This window comes from Burkholderia sp. Se-20373 (assembly GCF_017104705.1).
Taxonomy (GTDB): Bacteria; Pseudomonadota; Gammaproteobacteria; order Burkholderiales; family Burkholderiaceae; genus Burkholderia.
Window position 1 is genome coordinate 66,883 of sequence record NZ_JAAGPH010000016.1, and the last position, 16,387, is coordinate 83,269.

Here is a 16,387-nt window from a genome sequence, read left to right on the forward strand (position 1 = left end):
TACGATGGCGGTGATTCGATCCATCGATCGGCCATTGCGAGGCTTGCCCATGAAGACGACACAAGCGCATTCCGACATGTGGCGCGGACGATTTCCGTACAACGAAATCATTTCGCTGCTCGACGTGAACCGGACGTTCAACCTGGCGGAGAGCACGTCGCAAGACCTGACGGTCGGCGAACTGCTGGATGTGGCCGGCGTCGAAGCGGTCCGCAACCTGAAGCTCGGCTACAGCCAGTCGGCGGGCGCTGCCGTGCTGCGCGAAGCGATTGCCGAAACCTGCAATGTGCCCGCCGAGCAGATCGTGACGACGCAAGGCACCGCGCTCGGGCTGTTTCTGCTGGCCTATGAAGTGTGCCGGCCCGGCGACGAGGCCGTGCTGGCGACACCCTGCTTTCCACCGAGTCGAGACTGCCTGGTCGGTGCCGGCGCAACGGTGCGTGAAGTGCGGCTGTCGTTCGAGAATGGCTACCGGCTGGACCTCGAGCAGTTCGACGCGCGCCTGTCGTCGAAGACGCGGCTGGTCAGCATCGCGTCCCCGCAGAATCCGGGCGGCGTGCAGGCATCGCGCGCGGAGATCGATGCATTGCTGGCGTTGATGGCGCAACGGTGCCCGGACGCGATACTGTTCATCGACGAGACCTATCGCGAAGCAAGCTATGGCGATGCCGCCGTGGCGGCCAGTTTCGCGGGTGTCGATCCACGCATCGTCACGGGTTCGTCGGTGTCGAAAGCGCTGGGCGCACCCGGTCTGCGGACCGGATGGCTCACGGTGGCCGATGCCGGGCTTCGGGCGCGTCTGCTCGTCGCGAAGCTGAATACGGTGATCTCGGGTTCGGTGCTCGACGAGACGCTGGCCACGACCGTGCTACGCCACCGCGAACACGTGCTCGCGCCCCGACGCCGGCTGCTTGCGGGCGCGCTCGAAATCGTGTCGGGCTGGTGCGAACGCGAGCGTGCGCGGGTCGAGTGGGTGCGGCCCGATGCGGGCGCACTGTGCTGCATGCGGTTGCGTCAGGATGCGTTCGACGAGCCGGCCGTGTCGCGCTTCTGGCAGCGGTTGCCGGATCACGACGTGCAGCTCGCATCAGGCACGTGGTTCGGCGAAAGCAGCCGCGTGTTCAGGCTCGGGTTCGGCTATCTTCCGCTGGAGCGGCTGCCGCCTGCGTTGACGGCGCTGTCTCGGGCGATGGATGCAGCGGTTGCATGAATCGGGTGCCCGGCGTTCGGGCGCGACGAACATCAATGAACGTCAGGAGTGACGCCATGAAGGTAAGGATTGCGTACATCGAGGAACCGCCGTTCTACTGGACGGCAGAAGACGGTACCGTGACCGGTGCGGATGTCGAGGTGGCCGAGGTGGTGCTGCGCGCGATCGGCGTGACGGAAATCGAATATCACCCGACGTCGTTCGAGGCACTGCTGCCGGGCGTGCGGGCCGGGCGCTGGGACATGAACGTGCCGATCTTCGTGACGGCCGAACGCGCGCGGCACGTGACCTTCAGCGTCCCGGTGTGGGTGATCGGCGACGGCTTCGTGCTGCAGGCCGGCAATCCGAAGCAGTTGACGAGCTACGCGGCCATCGCGGCGCGCAGCGATGCGCGGCTGGCGTGCGTGACCGACCAGGTGCAGATCGATTCGGCCAAGGCGGCCGGCGTGCGCGACGGGCAGATCGTCATCCTCAAGGATCAACCAGACGCAGTGGCTGCGTTGCTTGCAGGGCAGGTCGACGCGTTCGCGAGCACCGCGATCGGGGCCCGCGCGGTCGCCGACACGGACACGCGACTGGAGGCCGTCTCGCACGAGCGGGGTGCGGGTGAGGCCGCGCCCGTTGGCGGATTTTCGTTCAGCCAGAACAGCGATGCGCTCGTGCAGGCCGTGAACGCAAAGCTGCGCGAGTATCTCGGCTCGGCCGATCATCGCGAACGGATGGCGAAGTACGGTTTCACGCATGCGGAAATCGACGGCGCGCTGGAGAACGGCGGCGCGACGTCGTAATGCCGCACGCGGTGCCAGCCGTTCGCACGGTCGACACCGCATGCGTGATCACGCAGCCGCAGCCTGCGCGAACCGCTCGACGAACCAGTCGCACACGAACGCGGTTCGCTCGGATGCGTGGTTGTAGATCGTGTGCTCACCGTCCGGCCAGACCTTGAGTGTCGCCTCGCCGGACGTCGCCGCATCGAGGAACGGCTGCTGATCGTCGAGCCGGATCAGCGGATCTTCACCGCCGTGCAGCACCAGCAGCGGGCATGCGATGCGGTCGCGTTCGGACGAGAAGCTCATCCGCGCGAAATTCGCCGCGACCGCATCGGGACCGTCGTTGCCGAGCATGGCCGCGGCCTGTTCGACGAACGTGCGGAACGGCAGCAGCGTCGGCGCCGCGAGTGCGCCGTTCACGCAGCAGGCGGCGATCCGTCGGTCGCTCGCAGCGGTCGATGCGGCCCACAACCCGCCGATGCTGTTCCCCCAGATGCCGATCGGCCCGGGCGCGCGGTCGGCGACCGCATCGACGAAGCGCCGGTATGCGGCGTTCATGTCGACGTCGACGAAGATCCGCTGTTCGAGCCGCGTCTCGCCCTGGCCCGGCCCCTCGGCGAGCAGCGTGGCGATGCCGCGCGCCGCAAGCGCGCGTGCGATCGGCCAGTACGCGAAGCCCCAGCCGCTCTGGCCGCCGAAGAGTATGACGGTGCCGCGTACGCGCTCGGTCGGCTGCCGGACCAGCCAGCCGATCAGATGGGCATCGCCGAACGGCACTTCGACGCGTTCGATGCGCTTGTCGGACCAGCGCGCGAGGCCGTGCGACGCGTCGACGAGCCGTGCATAGAGCGCGTGCTTGCGCGGCACATCGTGGTTGAATGCCATCTGCGCAAACAGCAGGTTCGCGATGGCCATCGCCTGCGCGTCGGCGGCCGTGACCAGGTGGCCGGCTTCCGCCGCCTGCGCGGCGCGCGCGAGCTGCGCGTCGGCCAGCGCTTCGGCCGCGACGTCCCACGGTTCGCCCGTGGATGTGCGCGCGTGCAGTGCCATTGCGTCCGCATAGTCCATTCCGCAGTCGAGCAGGCGCGTGACGGGCATCGCGCGCTGCAGGGACAGCGCGAACGGTGACAGTTCGGTCGTCATGCGTAGGTTTCCTTTACGATGCGTGAGTGACGGCCGCCGGGGCCGCGGACGGATCGGTCGACGCGGCGGACCAGTGCAGCTTGTCGCGGAGTGCATCGACGAGCGCGCCGAGGTCGCGCAGCTTGGCCACCGAACCGAACACGATGAAATCGGGCCGCGCGATATACGCGCCGATCCCGTGCGCCTGCATGAACGCTTGCTGCTCGCCGTCGAGATCGACCACGGCATCCGGGGCGCTCACGTCGTCGGACAGCACGGCCACGCGACAGCCGAGCCGCGCGAGGAACGCACGCTGCGCGTCGTCGAGGTAGCGGGAAGGGTGTTCGCGCGTGACGAGCTGGAATCCCCGGCCGACCACATCGTCGAAACGGCCCTCGGCTGCGCCGCGGCGTACGCGCCCCTGCGGCGCGGGCGCGCCGGTCGTCGGCTGGCGCGTGCCGTCGGCTTCGTCGTGCAGGATGCCGTGGTCGAGCTTCGGGAACGGCGGCATCGGCGGCATGTTGCCGGAGCGGAACGCCGCGTCGCGCTCGGCAACCTTGCGCGGATCGTCCTCGTTGACGACTTGCCCGAGAAACAGCGACATCTGCGTGATCGCGGTCACGTGCGGGCGGCGCTCGGCTTCGAACGTGTCGAGCAGGTCTGCGGAGGCGCGCCCGGTCAGCACCAGGTCGAGCTTCCACGCGAGGTTGATGCCGTCGCGCATGCCGGAGCATGCGCCTTGTCCCATGTACGGCATCATCGTGTGCGCCGCATCGCCCGCGAGCAGCACGCGGCCGGTGCGCCAGCGTTCGGCCATGCGCGTCTCGAACGTATAGACGACGTGGCGCAGCAGCTTCAGGTCGTCCGGGCCGAAGCCGTAGTGGTCGTTGAGCCACTTCCAGCCGGCTTCTTCCGTTTCCCATTCGGCGGTCGATTCGTTCGGCAGCACGCGCAGCTCGAAGCGCGTGCGCTTCGTGCCGATCGGCATGTGCATGTACGCGCGATCCGGATCGCAGTAGATCGTCGTGCGCGCGCAGCTTTCGCCGAGATCGCGCTTGTTCTCCGAATCGAGGTTGAGCCAGCGCTCGTTGTAGCCGAAATCGGATCGTTCGATGCCGAGCGTGCGGCGCACGAAGCTGTTCGCGCCGTCGGCGCCGATTACGTAGCGGGCGCGAATGGCGCGCGGCTTGCCGGTCCATTGCGCGCCCTGGCTGCCGCGCGCCGGATGCGCGGTCAGCGTCACGCCGTCGTCGTCCTGCAGCAGCGTGTCGACTTCCCAGCCGCGCAGGATCGTCACATTCTTGAAGGTGCTGGCGCGCGCATCGATCGCGTCCTCGATGTCGGGCTGGTAGATCGAGATGTGCGCGGGATAGCCGCACGCGCGGCCGGTCCAGTTCAGTTCGAGCAGCAGGTCGCCGTTCGCATCGCAGTAATGGTAGGTGTCGACGGCTTTCGCATTGCGCAGCGCGTGATCGACGTCGGCACTCGCCTGCACGATGCGTGCGGTTTCGCCGTCGATGTGCGTGAGGCGCGGCAGGCCGTACGGCGTCGGCCAGCGTTCGAGGACGATCACGCGATGGCCGGCGCGGCCCAGCATCGATGCGGCGACGAGGCCGGTCGGGCCGTAGCCGACGATGGCGACGTCACAGTGTTCGACGGAGATGTCGCCGTGGGCGCTCGATTCGGTATTCATGTGGTGTGTCTCCATGACGGTTTCGTTTGTTGGTCTGTCGTGTGGCCGGCTCAGCGCGCGGTCGTACCGGGCAGGTTGCCGTCGAACGCGTCCTGCAGCAGCGCGCGCAGGCCGTCGCGTTCGATCGGGCGCGGGTTCCAGTACGGATTGGCGGCCGCGAGATCAGCCGCGCGATCGAGGTCGGCTTCCTGCATGCCGATCGCCTTCAACGAGACCGGCGCGCCGTTGTCGAGCGCCAGGGCGTAGAGGCCGCGGGCCGCGTCGTTCGTGCCGATCGCGCGGGCGATCCGCTGCATCGCGTCCGGCGCATGTGCGGCGTTGTACGCGAGTGCATGCGGCAGCACGACGGTGTGGGTCGGCGCGTGCGGCAGGTTGAAGCTGCCGCCGAGCGTGTGACAGAGCTTGTGGTGCAGCGCCATGCCGACGTTGCCGAGCACCATGCCGCACAGCCACGCGCCATGGAGCGCGTCGCTGCGCGCGTCGAGATCGGCCGGGTCGCGCCGCACGCCGGGCAGGCCGCGGGCGAGCGCGCGAATGCCTTCTTCGGCCACGAGGCTCATCACCGGATTCGCGTTGTTCGCGTAGAGGCCTTCCGCTGCGTGCGCGATCGCATTGAGGCCGCTCGTCACGGACAGCTCGACGGGCAGCGTGACGGTGAGGGCGGGATCGTAGATCACCGTCTTCGGCAACACGCGTGCGTCGGAGCCCGTGCGCTTGAGGCCGCCTTCGGTGAGGCCGTAGATCGGCGTCATCTCGCTGCCGGCGTACGTCGTCGGTATCGCGAGGATCGGCAGGCTGCTTTCGAGCGCGATCGCCTTGCCGAGGCCGATCGTCGAACCGCCGCCGATCGCGATCGCGCAATCCGCATCGCGCGACCTGGCGAACGCCTGCGCATCGCGGGCGATCTCGATCGGCACGTGCATCGTCGCGCGATCGTACAGCCCGGCCGCGCGCGCACCGAGCCGCTCGACGATGCGTTGCGCGAGGTCGCGCTGCTCCGGCGTGCAGAGCACGATCGCGCGTTGCGCGCCCAGTTCCAGCACTTCGCGTTCGAGATGCTCGAGGCTGCCTGCGCCGAAGATCACGCGGGCGGGGCGGGCCTGGTAAATGAAATTCATGTCGTCGTTACTCCGTTGCGTAGTCGACCTGATGGCGCGCGATGCGCAGGCCCGTCAGTGCATCGCGTACACGTGTGTGTTCCGGATGCGTCGCGTATCCGTCGAGTGCTTCGCGCGACTCGAATTCGGCGACGAGAATCAGGTCGCACGCGTAATCGGCCGCGCTGAAATCCGCACCGACTTCGAGGTGCGTCATGCCCGGAATCCGGCCGCGCAGGCTTTCGAAGGCGGTCTTGACGGTGGTGCGTGCCACCGCGCGCTCGGGTTCGGTCGCGCCGGCGACGTTCCACATCACGACGTGGCGGATCATGCGGCGCGCTCCGCGGGATTGAGCACGAAGTCGTAATCGAGCGTGTAGAACGGCGTGTCCATGCGCGATCCGTCCGGCGCGATGCCGGGCGCGTGCCGGACCCAGTCGGCGACGAGCGTCGACCGTACGCCGAACACCGCATCGGAGTCGAGATAGCGGTCGCCGTCGCGGAACACGTGCGTGATCAGCGTTTCGTAGCCGGGCGCCTCGATCATGAAGTGCAGGTGCGCGGGGCGCCACGGATGACGGCCGAGCGCGTCGAGCATCGCGCCGACGGGGCCGTCGTGCGGAATCGGATACGGCTCGGCGAGGATCGAGCGGAATGCGTAGCGGCCGTCGGCATCGGTGCGCAGCCGGCCGCGCGCGCGGTGCGTGACCGAGCCGTCGTCGGCCGGAAGCTGCACGTCGTAGTGCCCGTCCTCGTCGGCTTGCCAGACTTCCAGCGACGCATGCGCGATCGGCAGGCCGTCGATGCCGCGCACGTGGCCCGACACGAAGCACGGCTCGCCGCAGGCGCCGTTCGCGATGTCGTCGAACATCCCGAAGGCGCGGCTGCCTTCGACGTAGAACGGGCCGAACACGGTCGCCTCCGTGCAGCCGGCCGGCTTCGCGTGATTCTGCGCGGTGACGAGGGTCGACAGCCCGAGCACGTCGGACAGCAGGATGAACTCCTGGCGCTTGTCGTCGGTGAGGTGGCCCACGGCCGTCAGGAAGCCGATCGCGCTTTGCCATTCGGCCTCGGTGAGCTTCGTCTCCCGGGCAAACGAGTGCAGGTGCTGGACGAGGCTGGTCATCACCGTGCGCAACCGCTCGTCGCGACAGCCGCCCAGCGACGCGATCACGGCCTGTGTGATGGTGTCTTCGTTGAGATTGCGCATAGGGGGTGTCTCCTGATGTCGTTGGATAGCGCGTTGACGTAACATTAATTCCTCCTTGGGCCGTAAAAAAGAGGGTTTGGAGGAGTTTTGTTCTCCGCCAGGTGGAAGAATCGAACGCATGGACAAGTGGACGCAGATCGAATTTTTCGTGCAGGTCGCCGAACTGGGCAGCCTGTCGAAGGCCGCCGAGCGGCTCGGGATGTCGAGCGCGGCGGCGAGCCGCTGCCTGAACGCGCTGGAGGAGCGGCTGGGGGCGCGGCTCGTCGAGCGCACCACGCGGCGCCTGTGGCTGACCGACGCCGGGCATGAATACCACCGGCGTTGTGTCGCGATCCTGATGGAACTGTCGGAGGCCGATGCGGCGGTCAACGAGGCGAGCGTCAACCCGGCCGGCACGCTGCGCGTGACGGCGTCGGTCTCGTTCGCGTCGATCTATATCGCGCCCGCGTTGCCGGAGTTTCACCGGCGCTACCCGAACCTGAACGTGCAGATCGTCGCGGCGAACCGCTATCCGGATTTCATCGAGGCCGGCATCGACGTGGCGATCCGCACGCGCGAGCATGAAGCGGATTCGGGCATCACCGTGCGCAAGCTCGCCGAGACGCGGCGCGTGCTGGCCGCGTCGCCCGGGTATCTGGCGAAGCACGGCGCGCCGGCGACGCCCGATGCGCTGTGCGATCACCGGTTGCTGGTCTACAACCTCGCGAACGATCCGTACGTGCTGCATTTCCGCCACGGCGCGAAGAAGCAGTCGGTCACGATCAAGAGCGTGCTCGATGCGAACGAAGGGCAGGTGATCCGTGCCGCGGCGCTCGCGGGGCTCGGCATCCTGATCCAGCCGCTCTACATCATTCACGACGATATCGTCGCGGGGAAGCTGGTGCCGGTGCTCACCGACTGGCAACTGCCGGCGCTCACCGTCAACATCGCGTACCAGAGCCGCCGTCACCAGCCGGCGAAGATCCGCGTGTTCACCGAGTTCCTGATCGAGCGCGTCGAACGCCTCAGGTTCGCACGCAAGTGGAAGGAAGTCGGCCGCTGATTGCAGGCCGGCGCTGTACCGTCGCGTATTCAGCTATCCGTTCGGCGTCGACACGGTCCTGAAGCAGTTCACCGACGATACGCAGGACGGTGTCAAGGTCGGGTCGGACGGCTTTCGTGGGCGCGCTCGCTTACCGGCGCGGCCGGCTCGAATCGGACCGGCTGCTGCTCGCCGGCGTCTCGGTGTCGTTCATGATGGCCGCGTTCGGCAACCTGCTGCTGTATCTGGGCGACCAGCGCGCCGCGTCCTCCGTGCTGTTCTGGATGCTCGGCGGTGTCGCGCTGCTGCGCCGCCGCTGAGCGGCGCGCCGGTCAGGCGAGGGCGGCCGCGGCGCCGCCTGCCCCGCGCTTCATTGCCGCGGGAGGGCCATGCCGGTGCTGCTGCCGAACGCGTCGGCATGCGCGAGGGGCGCCGGCAAGTCGAAAAGATTGTCCGGCAGCGCCAGCGCGGGCAGCGTGATCACGAAGCGGGCGCCGCCGAGCGGTGAATCCTCGAGCCGCACGTCACCACCGTGCACCTGCGCGACGCGCCGCACGATCGCGAGCCCGAGCCCGAAGCCGCCGGTCTGCCGGTCGCGGCTGGAGTCGAGCCGCTGGAACGGTTCGAACACGCGGGCGCGTTCGGCGGCCGGAATGCCGGGGCCATCGTCGTCGACGCTCAACACGAGCGCGCCGGACGCATTGCGCTCGGCGGCGAGCAGCACCGTGCGCGACGCATAACGCGCGCCGTTGCGGATCAGGTTCAGCAATGCGCGGGCGACCAGCTTCGGGTCGCATACGTGGGTCGCGGGCGCGTCGAGGGCGGACACGTCGAGCGAGATGCCGCGATCGACGATGTCGTTCGCGACGTTGCCGGCGACGCTGTCGATCAGCGCATCGACGACGACTTCCATCGGCGCGAGCTGGCTGGCACCCTGTTCGAGCCGGCCGATCGTCAGCAGCTCCGTGACGAGCTCGTCGAGTTCGCGCACGTCGCGCCGCAGCGCGTCGCGGCGTTCGCGCATCCGGGCCGTTTCGTCTGGCTCGGCGAGCAGCGCGAGCCCGAATTCGAGCCGCGCGAGCGGCGTCTTCAGTTCGTGCGAGATGCCGTGCATCATTTCACGCTGCTGCTTGATCGACGCCTCGATGCGCTCGGCCATGTCGTTGAACTGTTGCGACAGCTCGTAGATGTTCGACTTGCCGGACAGCTTCACGCGCGTCGACAGCGTCCCGGCGCCGAATGCGCGGGCGGCTTCCTGCAGCCTGCGCAGGTCGCGCCAGTGATAGTGAATCCACAGCACCACCGCGAACAGCGTGCTGAGCGCGAGCAGCATGTACGCATAGATCCTGATGTCGAGGCTGAATGCTTCGATCGGCCGCGCATGCAGCACCGAACCATCCGCGAGCGGCATGTAGTAATCCTTCGCGTCGTAGCTGATCGCGATCAGGCCGGCGTCGAGATCGCGCAGCGGCTCGCCGCTCAATTGGGCGCGGGCGGTGGCCATCGGCATGAAGTCGAACCGTTCGTTGCCGTGTTTCGCGAGCTCGCGCAGCGCCAGCTTGCGCTGCTCGCCCGGATGGCGTTCGAGATAGTCGTTGAGCACGAACGCGTAGGTCGTCAACGCGTCGCGCTCCGCCTGCGCGCTGCGATCGTAGAAGATCCGGTCGAACGACAGCTGGATGAAGATGATCGACGCGGCGACGAACAGGATCACGACGAGGTACAGCCGAATCAATGGGCGGAGCATTTATTCGTCCCACGCGGAAGGGCTGAACAGGTAGCCGCGGCCCCAGATCGTCTTGATCTTGTGCGGCTCCGACGACGCATCCTCGAAGCGGCGGCGCAGCTTCGAGATGCCGGAATCGACCGAGCGGTCGAGCCCGTCGAACTCGATCCCGCGCAACTGCTTCAGGATGTCGTCGCGGCTCAGCACGGTGCCGGCCGCGCGGGCGAGGATCAGCAGCAGGTTGAATTCGGCGGTCTTCAGGTCGACCGGCTCGCCGCGCCACGTGACGGTGCGGTTCGGCGGCGAGATCAACAGTTCGCCGAACACGAGCGCCTCGGGCGCGGCCACCGGCGCTTCCGTGACGGCCGGCTGCGCGCGGCGCAACAGCGCGCGGGCGCGGGCGACCAGCACGCGCGGTTCGATCGGCTTCGTCACGTAGTCGTCCGCGCCGGTCTCGAGGCCCGCGACCTGGTCGTAGACGTCCAGGCGCGCGGTCAGGATCAGCACCGGGACGTTGGTGAACGCGCGGATGCGCCGGCAGACTTCCATCCCGTCGAGGTTCGGCAGCATCAGGTCGAGTATCACGAGGGCCGGCTGGTGCTCGCGCACCGCGGCGACGGCGAGGTCGCCGCGTCGCACGACCGTCACCGTGAATTCATAACCGTCGAGGTATTCGCGGACGAGCTGCGCCAGGCGGTCGTCGTCCTCGATCAGCAGTACGCGGTATTTGAGCGGATCTTCGTTCATGGTCTCGTCAATATGCACGCGCCGTTTCACACCCGGGCAGGCCGGTGCGCGGCGCGGCACGCGAATTCTATCCGGCGCATCGAAGGCCGGGGGAGCGGGGCGACAATCTCGAACAATCGAACACAATTGAGCACAGATTCCCCGAATATTCAGGACAGTCTCGGCGCAGGGCGGCACCTAGACTGCGGGCTTCGTCACTCATATCTCAATATTGTGCGCCCAATGCTCCGCCGCTATCGCTATTGCATGCCGCTCGCCGGCCTGACCCTCGCCGCCGCCGCCCACGCGGAAAACCAGTATTCGCTGTCGCTGGGTGGCGGTATCGCGCCGCGCTACCCGGGCAGCAACCAGTCTCGCGGCGTCGTCGCGCCGGGTTTTTCCGCGAAGTTCGGCAATGGCTTCTTCATCGACAGCACCCAGGGCGCCGGCTACCGGCTGGACCTGCCGCACGGCGCGTTCGTGTCGGCGGCGGTGAGCTACGACGTGGGTCGAGCCGACGAGAACCGCCTCGACATGCCGGGCTCCGACTACCTGAAGGGCATGGGCCGGGTTCCGGGTTCGGTGCTGGTCGGCGTGCGCGCGGGCGTGACGCTGTTCAACGCGGCGGAACTGAGTGTCACGATCGACTCACCCGTGACGCACACGTCGCGCGGCGTGTCGGGGCACGTGGATCTCGCGGTGCCGGTGTTCAAGACCGCGCAGCACGAGATCATCGTGACGGGCACCGTGCATGCAGGCTCGGGGCGCTACACGCAGACGTTCTACGGCGTGACCGATGCGCAGTCGATGACGAGCCGGTTCCGGCCGTACTCGACGCGCGGCGGGATCGACAGCGCGACGATGGCGCTCGCGTGGAACTGGACGCTGTCGCAGCACTGGTCGGTGCTCGCGACCGGCGGTGTGACGCGGCTGCTCGGCCGCTACGGCGACAGCCCGATCGTCCAGTCGCGCAGCAACTACTACGCCATCGCGGGCGCGACCTACAAGTTCTGAGCGAATCGTCGCGGCACGCATCGTGTGGTGCAGCCGGCCTGCACGTGCCGTCACGCCGCGCGGCGTGCGGTAACATGCAGGCGGCTTCGGCGGCAGGCCGAACCCGCGGCCGGGGACACGCGGAATCGGCGTGGCCCGGGCGCGCGGACCGAACATGCATGCCATGCCCGGTGGGCCGGGAGCGCCGTACAGGTTCCGCCGGGCGCAACAGGGAGTATCCGATGAAGAAGACGATCGCGATGATGATGGCGCTGGTTGCGGGCGCAACGTTTGCGGGATGCACGGACATGAAAACGAAGAATGCGACCGCGGGCGGCATGGTGATGAATGGCGAGCCGGCCCGCACGTCGCAGGCCTGCAAGGCGGACGCGGGGCCGGACGACGCGCTGGTCGGCAAGACCGAGGCCGATGCGGCGGCGCAACTGGACGGCTGCCTGTGGCGCGTGCTCGAGCGCGACGGCACGTCATTGCCGGGCACGATGGATTACCGGCAGGAACGCCGCAATCTCGGCATTCGCGACGGCAAGGTGATCTGGGTGCGGCGCGGGTGAGGGGTTGGGCCGGTGGCGGCGAGCGTGCGGGTACACGAGCGCGCGCCGTCGACGTCGCGCTATCTGAACCGGGTGGACGACATGAACGCGCCCGAACTGCCGCCGACCGTGGCGCAATGATCGCCGCGCGACGCGTGCAACCGGCGGTGCGCTACTTCGAGATGTACCACAGCGCGTCCGCGCTGGCGCGCGACGGCTGAGCGGCTGCAGCGGGCACCTGGGCCGGCGCGGGCGGCGGCGTGTTCGACGTGATCGCGGTCGGCAGCGTGGCCGGAATGTTCGCGGTCGACGGCGAGGCCGCCGTGGTTCCCGACGTCGAAGGCGTGTTCACGTACCACAGCGCATCGGCCGACGCCGTGCGTTTTGCCGCGGTCGCGGTCGCTGCCGCCGGATTGGCTGCCGTATTCGTCGCCGTATGCGCCGACTTTTTCGATCCGGCGGCCGCAGCCGCGCCCCCCGTCCCGGCCTGCGCCGTCATCCCGGCGCCATTGCCCGCGCTACGCTGCGCGCGCGCCTCGAACGGCCCGAGCTGGAAGATCAACGTTTGCGCGGGACGCGTCAGGACGGCATACGGAAACTGCAGCTCCCACGACATCAGCACGCGCCCGGACGACGTCTCGGTGAAGATCGCCGGCACGTGCTTCATGTCGCTGAACTGCACGTAGATCCGTGCGCCGTCGTCGAAGACCTGGGTCGGCTTCGCCTGGTCCGCCCCCGTGACCGTCCATCCGAAGTTGTACGAGCCGGCCGGGCCGGCGGGGCCACCCTGCGGCGGCGCAGGCGGCGGAGCCGACGAAATCGTGCGTGGACGCGTGACCTGCTGCGGGGCGGACACGCTCAGGCTCGCGAACGGGTTGTACGCCTGGGCCTGTTGCGGCGGCGTAAAGGACGGTGGAAGGATGGGCATGGGAGTATCCGGCGAATCCGGCATGGTCCGGATTGCATCATAGACCTTGCGGGCATACGCGAGGCGCTTGTCGGGCGAGGCGGAGTTGTACGCGCCGATCGCGTTCCAGTTGGCGCCGAGCTGGCGAATGTTCTGCGACAGGATCCACGCGCCGACATACGCGTTCGTGCAGGCATCGAACAGGCTCTCCCGCGTGATGCCTTCGCGCGCGAGCGTCGGCAGCCAGGTGCTGTTGATCTGCATCAGGCCGATGTCGACCGTGCCGTTCGTGTTGGTGTTGACGGCGCTCGGATTCATGCCCGACTCGACCTGCGCGATGCCGCGCATCAGGCTGACGCTCACGTGCTGGAACGCGGCCGCGTCGTCGAGGCAATCGGCCCGCGCGACGCCGGCGAGCGCGCACGACAGCGCAATCGTCGCGGCGATTTTCAGCGTTGCTCGGCTGATCGAACGGGTGGTCTGACGCGGCATGGCAGGATGGGGCGGAATCCGGCCGCCCGGTGCAAGGAAATTACGCAGACGCGAAGTGTGCCATAGCGCGCACGCAAATAGCTCACGTCAAACTTTCCTTTGCATTTGCCCATGCGTTCGCCACGCATTTTTATCGTGCCTAATCACGCGATTCGGCGAAGCATTATCGGTAAAAATGGCCGGATTTCCACGCGAATACCCGCGTAGCGGCGCTGGCGGAATACTGACGCGTCGCGTCATCGACTCGCGGAAATCGGTGCTGAATCGAACCGGATGGTAATCGCGCGGCAGTCGCTATCCGGGTTGAAAAGGGCGCTGGAAGGGCGACTCGAAAACAACGGCGGCCGAAGCCGCCGTATCGGTGAAAGCGGATTCGACCGGCCGCGCGGCGCGCAGCCGGCCGTCTCGCATCAGAAGCGGTGACGCAGGCCGAGGTTGACCATCGTCTGCGAGCTCGTGCCCGCATAGCCGTACGAACCGATCGACGCCTGTGCGGCCATCGAGCCGCCCTGGCCGTCGCCGGTCTGGCCGCTGGCGTGCTGGTACGCGGCGCTCAGGTAGACGTCGGTGCGCTTCGACAGGGTGTAGTCCGCGCCGGCCGATACCTGGTGATAGGTGGCCGACGTGTCGCCGCCCGAGCGCGTATAGCTGTAGCCGACGCCGACCAGCAATGCGTTCGTTGCCTGGTAGTTCACGAAGCCTTGCCCCGTGTTGTAGTGCTCGTTCGAGCCGAACACCGAGCTGCCGTCGCGGCGGTACTGCGCGTTGCTGTAGCCGACGCCGAACGTGAACGGGCCGACGACGTACTGGCCCGCGATGCGCGCGATGCCGATCGAATGCGCGCTCGCATAGCCGCTGTTGATCGGGCCGTCGAACGTGCCGTCCGACGAGCTGGTCCAGCCGGTGCGCTGCGTGTTCGACGCGGGGCTGTTGGTCGTGTGGAAGTAGCCGCCCGCGACGCTGAACGGCCCGTTGTTGTACGACACGGCGGCCGAATACGAATTCGCGGCGCCGGTGCTGCCGGCGATGCCGCCGAACGAGTACATCGCCGAGAACTGCAGGCCCGCATAGACGGCCGACGTGTACTTCACCGCGTTGTCGACGCGGAAGCTGTTGTCGTAGTTGTCGACGTCGCCTGCCGTCGCGAACACGCTGCCAAGATAGTTGTCGGCGGTGATGCCTTGCACGAGGTCGACGAGCGGATCGTACTGGCGGCCGAACGTGAGCGTGCCGTAGCGGTCGCTCGTCAGGCCGACGAACGCCTGCCGGCCGAACATGCGGCCGCCCTGGCCCATCCGGCCGTTGCTCGGGTCGAAACCGTTCTCGAGCTGGAACAGCGCCTTCAGCCCGCCGCCGAGATCCTCGGTGCCTTTCACGCCCCAGCGGCTGCCGGCCAGGTTGCCCGCGCTGCTGTTGCCGAGCATCCACGCGTTGTCCTTGCCCTGCGCATGGTTCACGTAGGTGATCGACGTGTCGATCACGCCATACAGCGTGACGCTCGACTGCGCATGCGCGACGGGTATCGCCGCGAATGACGCGACGGAAATCAGCGAGAGGGTCGTGCGTTTCATTGTCATCTCCTTGCGCATTGGCTTGTGTGCTTGATCCGGAATGGCAGGAGACTACCGAGGCCGATTAAAACGGCAAAAATGAAATTCTCTTTTGTGGCCTGACGCAGACAGGGATGTCCTCCGATTCCCACGATTGAGGAATTTGAATTGTTGAAAATTACGTATCAATCGATTGACATTTCGCGATTTGGCCATTGCGGCTTGCATATCTCGCGATAATTTCGGGCAATTCACGGAGGAATCGGGATGGCCGGGATATTGTTATCGATCCGTCAAATAATTATTGAATGAATCGAATTGGCCGCGGTGTAGTGAATGTGTTAATTACGCGGCGCGCGCGGCCGGCGACGGCCTCACGGTTGGATGACCGATTTCTCAACATGGGCGCTGCGAGTGTGAAACGTCGTGCGCGTGTCACGCCAGCGTGACCGACGGCGTCGCGCTGCCCGCCGCAGCGCAGCCACCCCCGCGCACCGAAACGCCGGTCGCCGATCCGGTTTTGTATATAATAATCATTCTCATTTACAAAATCGTTGACGCCTGCGCCTCCCGGAACCCGGCCATGTCTGCTGACAAGCTGTCTCTCCATCGAGAAATCGACGCCCTCTACACCGGCCACCACGCGTGGCTGCGCGGCTGGTTGAGCCGGAAGCTCGGTTGCGCGCACCGTGCGGCCGATCTCGCGCACGACACGTTCATGCGCCTGCTTGCGCGCGACGAGCCGATCGGCGCCGACGAGCCGCGCGCGTTCCTGACGACGGTCGCGCAGCGCGTGCTGAGCAACCACTGGCGGCGCGAGCAGATCGAGCGCGCGTATCTCGATGCGCTCGCACTGCGCCCCGAAGCGCACGCGCCGTCGCCGGAGGAGCGGGCCGTCGTGCTCGAGACGCTGCTCGACATCGACCGGCTGCTCGACGGCCTGCCGCTCGCGGCGAAGCGGGCGTTCCTGCTCGCGCAGCTCGACGGGCTCACGCAGGCCGAGATCGCGCGCGAACTCGGCGTGTCGCTGGCGACGGTGAAACGCTATCTCGTGAAGGCCGGCACGCAGTGCTTCTTCGCGATGGCGGCCTGACCGATGGCCGCCCCGGGAGCGCCGGCGGTGCCGCCGCAGGTGGCGCGTCGCGCGGTGGAATGGTGGGTCGACCGGCAGGCCGGCCCCACCGACGAAGCGTTCGATGCCGCGCTCGCGCGTTGGCGCGCCGAGGATCCGGCGCACGATGCGGCATGGCGCCATATCGAGACGATGCAGCGCCGGTTCGGCGGGCTGGCGGCCGGGCTCGACCCGCAAGCCGCGCAGGC

At 67.5% G+C, this 16,387-nt stretch carries 16 protein-coding genes and 1 pseudogene; 8 read left to right on the forward strand and 9 right to left on the reverse strand.

Going from position 1 to position 16,387, the window contains the following annotated elements:
• The first annotated feature begins 49 nt into the window (after positions 1–49).
• Positions 50–1,210: a pyridoxal phosphate-dependent aminotransferase gene (locus tag G3N96_RS08520; RefSeq protein ID WP_206136925.1), complete on the forward strand. Its 1,161-nt coding sequence runs from the start codon at positions 50–52 to the stop codon at positions 1,208–1,210.
• A 56-nt stretch (positions 1,211–1,266) separates the two neighbouring features.
• Positions 1,267–1,998 carry a transporter substrate-binding domain-containing protein gene (locus tag G3N96_RS08525; protein ID WP_206136926.1) on the forward strand — a complete coding sequence of 244 codons (732 nt, stop codon included), beginning with the start codon at positions 1,267–1,269 and terminating at the stop codon, positions 1,996–1,998.
• 48 nt (positions 1,999–2,046) lie between these two features.
• Here G3N96_RS08525 and G3N96_RS08530 read toward each other — a convergent pair whose 3' ends face one another.
• From G3N96_RS08530 to G3N96_RS08550, 5 genes are read right to left on the reverse strand one after another with little or no spacing between them, the layout of a single operon-like run.
• Complete coding sequence (locus G3N96_RS08530) at positions 2,047–3,123, reverse strand: alpha/beta hydrolase (protein ID WP_206136927.1); 1,077 nt, start codon at positions 3,121–3,123, stop codon at positions 2,047–2,049.
• 13 nt (positions 3,124–3,136) lie between these two features.
• On the reverse strand, positions 3,137–4,795 hold the full coding sequence (locus G3N96_RS08535; protein ID WP_206136928.1) for a bifunctional 3-(3-hydroxy-phenyl)propionate/3-hydroxycinnamic acid hydroxylase: 1,659 nt from the start codon (positions 4,793–4,795) through the stop codon (positions 3,137–3,139).
• Between the two features lie 50 nt (positions 4,796–4,845).
• On the reverse strand, positions 4,846–5,913 hold the full coding sequence (locus tag G3N96_RS08540; protein ID WP_206136929.1) for a maleylacetate reductase: 1,068 nt from the start codon (positions 5,911–5,913) through the stop codon (positions 4,846–4,848).
• 7 nt (positions 5,914–5,920) lie between these two features.
• The gene (locus tag G3N96_RS08545; protein ID WP_206136930.1) at positions 5,921–6,223 is read right to left on the reverse strand and encodes a Dabb family protein; all 303 of its coding nucleotides are present in this window, start codon (positions 6,221–6,223) and stop codon (positions 5,921–5,923) included.
• Positions 6,220–7,101 carry an intradiol ring-cleavage dioxygenase gene (locus G3N96_RS08550; RefSeq protein WP_206136931.1) on the reverse strand — a complete coding sequence of 294 codons (882 nt, stop codon included), beginning with the start codon at positions 7,099–7,101 and terminating at the stop codon, positions 6,220–6,222. Before G3N96_RS08550 ends, G3N96_RS08545 begins: the two co-directional genes overlap by 4 nt.
• Positions 7,102–7,219: 118 nt before the next feature.
• Between G3N96_RS08550 and G3N96_RS08555 the strand changes: the two genes are divergently transcribed.
• Positions 7,220–8,143: a LysR family transcriptional regulator gene (locus G3N96_RS08555; RefSeq protein ID WP_206136932.1), complete on the forward strand. Its 924-nt coding sequence runs from the start codon at positions 7,220–7,222 to the stop codon at positions 8,141–8,143.
• A gap of 107 nt (positions 8,144–8,250) precedes the next feature.
• A pseudogene (locus tag G3N96_RS08560) lies at positions 8,251–8,421 on the forward strand (iron chelate uptake ABC transporter family permease subunit); the annotation flags it as partial.
• Positions 8,422–8,492: 71 nt separating this feature from the next.
• Here G3N96_RS08560 and G3N96_RS08565 read toward each other — a convergent pair.
• Positions 8,493–9,869 (reverse strand): ATP-binding protein, encoded by a 1,377-nt coding sequence (locus tag G3N96_RS08565; RefSeq protein ID WP_206136933.1) that lies wholly within the window; start codon positions 9,867–9,869, stop codon positions 8,493–8,495.
• Entirely contained in the window at positions 9,870–10,595 is a 726-nt protein-coding gene (locus G3N96_RS08570) for a response regulator (protein ID WP_124575819.1), read from the reverse strand.
• Positions 10,596–10,841: 246 nt separating this feature from the next.
• On the opposite strand from G3N96_RS08570, the gene G3N96_RS08575 reads away from it, so the two are divergent.
• Both G3N96_RS08575 and G3N96_RS08580 read left to right on the forward strand, forming a co-directional pair.
• Complete coding sequence (locus G3N96_RS08575) at positions 10,842–11,588, forward strand: MipA/OmpV family protein (protein WP_206136938.1); 747 nt, start codon at positions 10,842–10,844, stop codon at positions 11,586–11,588.
• A gap of 221 nt (positions 11,589–11,809) precedes the next feature.
• Positions 11,810–12,139 carry a hypothetical protein gene (locus tag G3N96_RS08580; protein WP_206136934.1) on the forward strand — a complete coding sequence of 110 codons (330 nt, stop codon included), beginning with the start codon at positions 11,810–11,812 and terminating at the stop codon, positions 12,137–12,139.
• 151 nt (positions 12,140–12,290) lie between these two features.
• Here G3N96_RS08580 and G3N96_RS08585 read toward each other — a convergent pair whose 3' ends face one another.
• Positions 12,291–13,517: a transglycosylase SLT domain-containing protein gene (locus G3N96_RS08585; RefSeq protein WP_206136935.1), complete on the reverse strand. Its 1,227-nt coding sequence runs from the start codon at positions 13,515–13,517 to the stop codon at positions 12,291–12,293.
• 410 nt (positions 13,518–13,927) lie between these two features.
• Positions 13,928–15,088 (reverse strand): porin, encoded by a 1,161-nt coding sequence (locus G3N96_RS08590; RefSeq protein WP_206136936.1) that lies wholly within the window; start codon positions 15,086–15,088, stop codon positions 13,928–13,930.
• A 562-nt stretch (positions 15,089–15,650) separates the two neighbouring features.
• Between G3N96_RS08590 and G3N96_RS08595 the strand changes: the two genes are divergently transcribed.
• Both G3N96_RS08595 and G3N96_RS08600 read left to right on the forward strand, forming a co-directional pair.
• Positions 15,651–16,160: a sigma-70 family RNA polymerase sigma factor gene (locus G3N96_RS08595; RefSeq protein ID WP_124575815.1), complete on the forward strand. Its 510-nt coding sequence runs from the start codon at positions 15,651–15,653 to the stop codon at positions 16,158–16,160.
• A 3-nt stretch (positions 16,161–16,163) separates the two neighbouring features.
• Positions 16,164–16,387: DUF4880 domain-containing protein (locus G3N96_RS08600; protein ID WP_206136937.1), on the forward strand; the 224-nt coding region annotated here is incomplete at its 3' end.

Excerpts from the sequence above, each read along its gene's own strand:
- G3N96_RS08545 (WP_206136930.1), bottom strand. The coding sequence starts at position 6,223 with ATGATCCGCCACGTCGTGATGTGGAACGTCGCCGGCGCGACCGAACCC.
- G3N96_RS08570 (WP_124575819.1), bottom strand. The coding sequence starts at position 10,595 with ATGAACGAAGATCCGCTCAAATACCGCGTACTGCTGATCGAGGACGAC.
- G3N96_RS08580 (WP_206136934.1), top strand. The coding sequence starts at position 11,810 with ATGAAGAAGACGATCGCGATGATGATGGCGCTGGTTGCGGGCGCAACG.
- G3N96_RS08565 (WP_206136933.1), bottom strand. The coding sequence starts at position 9,869 with ATGCTCCGCCCATTGATTCGGCTGTACCTCGTCGTGATCCTGTTCGTC.
- G3N96_RS08555 (WP_206136932.1), top strand. The coding sequence starts at position 7,220 with ATGGACAAGTGGACGCAGATCGAATTTTTCGTGCAGGTCGCCGAACTG.
- G3N96_RS08575 (WP_206136938.1), top strand. The coding sequence starts at position 10,842 with ATGCCGCTCGCCGGCCTGACCCTCGCCGCCGCCGCCCACGCGGAAAAC.
- G3N96_RS08530 (WP_206136927.1), bottom strand. The coding sequence starts at position 3,123 with ATGACGACCGAACTGTCACCGTTCGCGCTGTCCCTGCAGCGCGCGATG.
- G3N96_RS08585 (WP_206136935.1), bottom strand. The coding sequence starts at position 13,517 with ATGCCGCGTCAGACCACCCGTTCGATCAGCCGAGCAACGCTGAAAATC.
- G3N96_RS08595 (WP_124575815.1), top strand. The coding sequence starts at position 15,651 with ATGTCTGCTGACAAGCTGTCTCTCCATCGAGAAATCGACGCCCTCTAC.
- G3N96_RS08590 (WP_206136936.1), bottom strand. The coding sequence starts at position 15,088 with ATGAAACGCACGACCCTCTCGCTGATTTCCGTCGCGTCATTCGCGGCG.
- G3N96_RS08535 (WP_206136928.1), bottom strand. The coding sequence starts at position 4,795 with ATGAATACCGAATCGAGCGCCCACGGCGACATCTCCGTCGAACACTGT.
- G3N96_RS08520 (WP_206136925.1), top strand. The coding sequence starts at position 50 with ATGAAGACGACACAAGCGCATTCCGACATGTGGCGCGGACGATTTCCG.
- G3N96_RS08540 (WP_206136929.1), bottom strand. The coding sequence starts at position 5,913 with ATGAATTTCATTTACCAGGCCCGCCCCGCCCGCGTGATCTTCGGCGCA.
- G3N96_RS08525 (WP_206136926.1), top strand. The coding sequence starts at position 1,267 with ATGAAGGTAAGGATTGCGTACATCGAGGAACCGCCGTTCTACTGGACG.
- G3N96_RS08550 (WP_206136931.1), bottom strand. The coding sequence starts at position 7,101 with ATGCGCAATCTCAACGAAGACACCATCACACAGGCCGTGATCGCGTCG.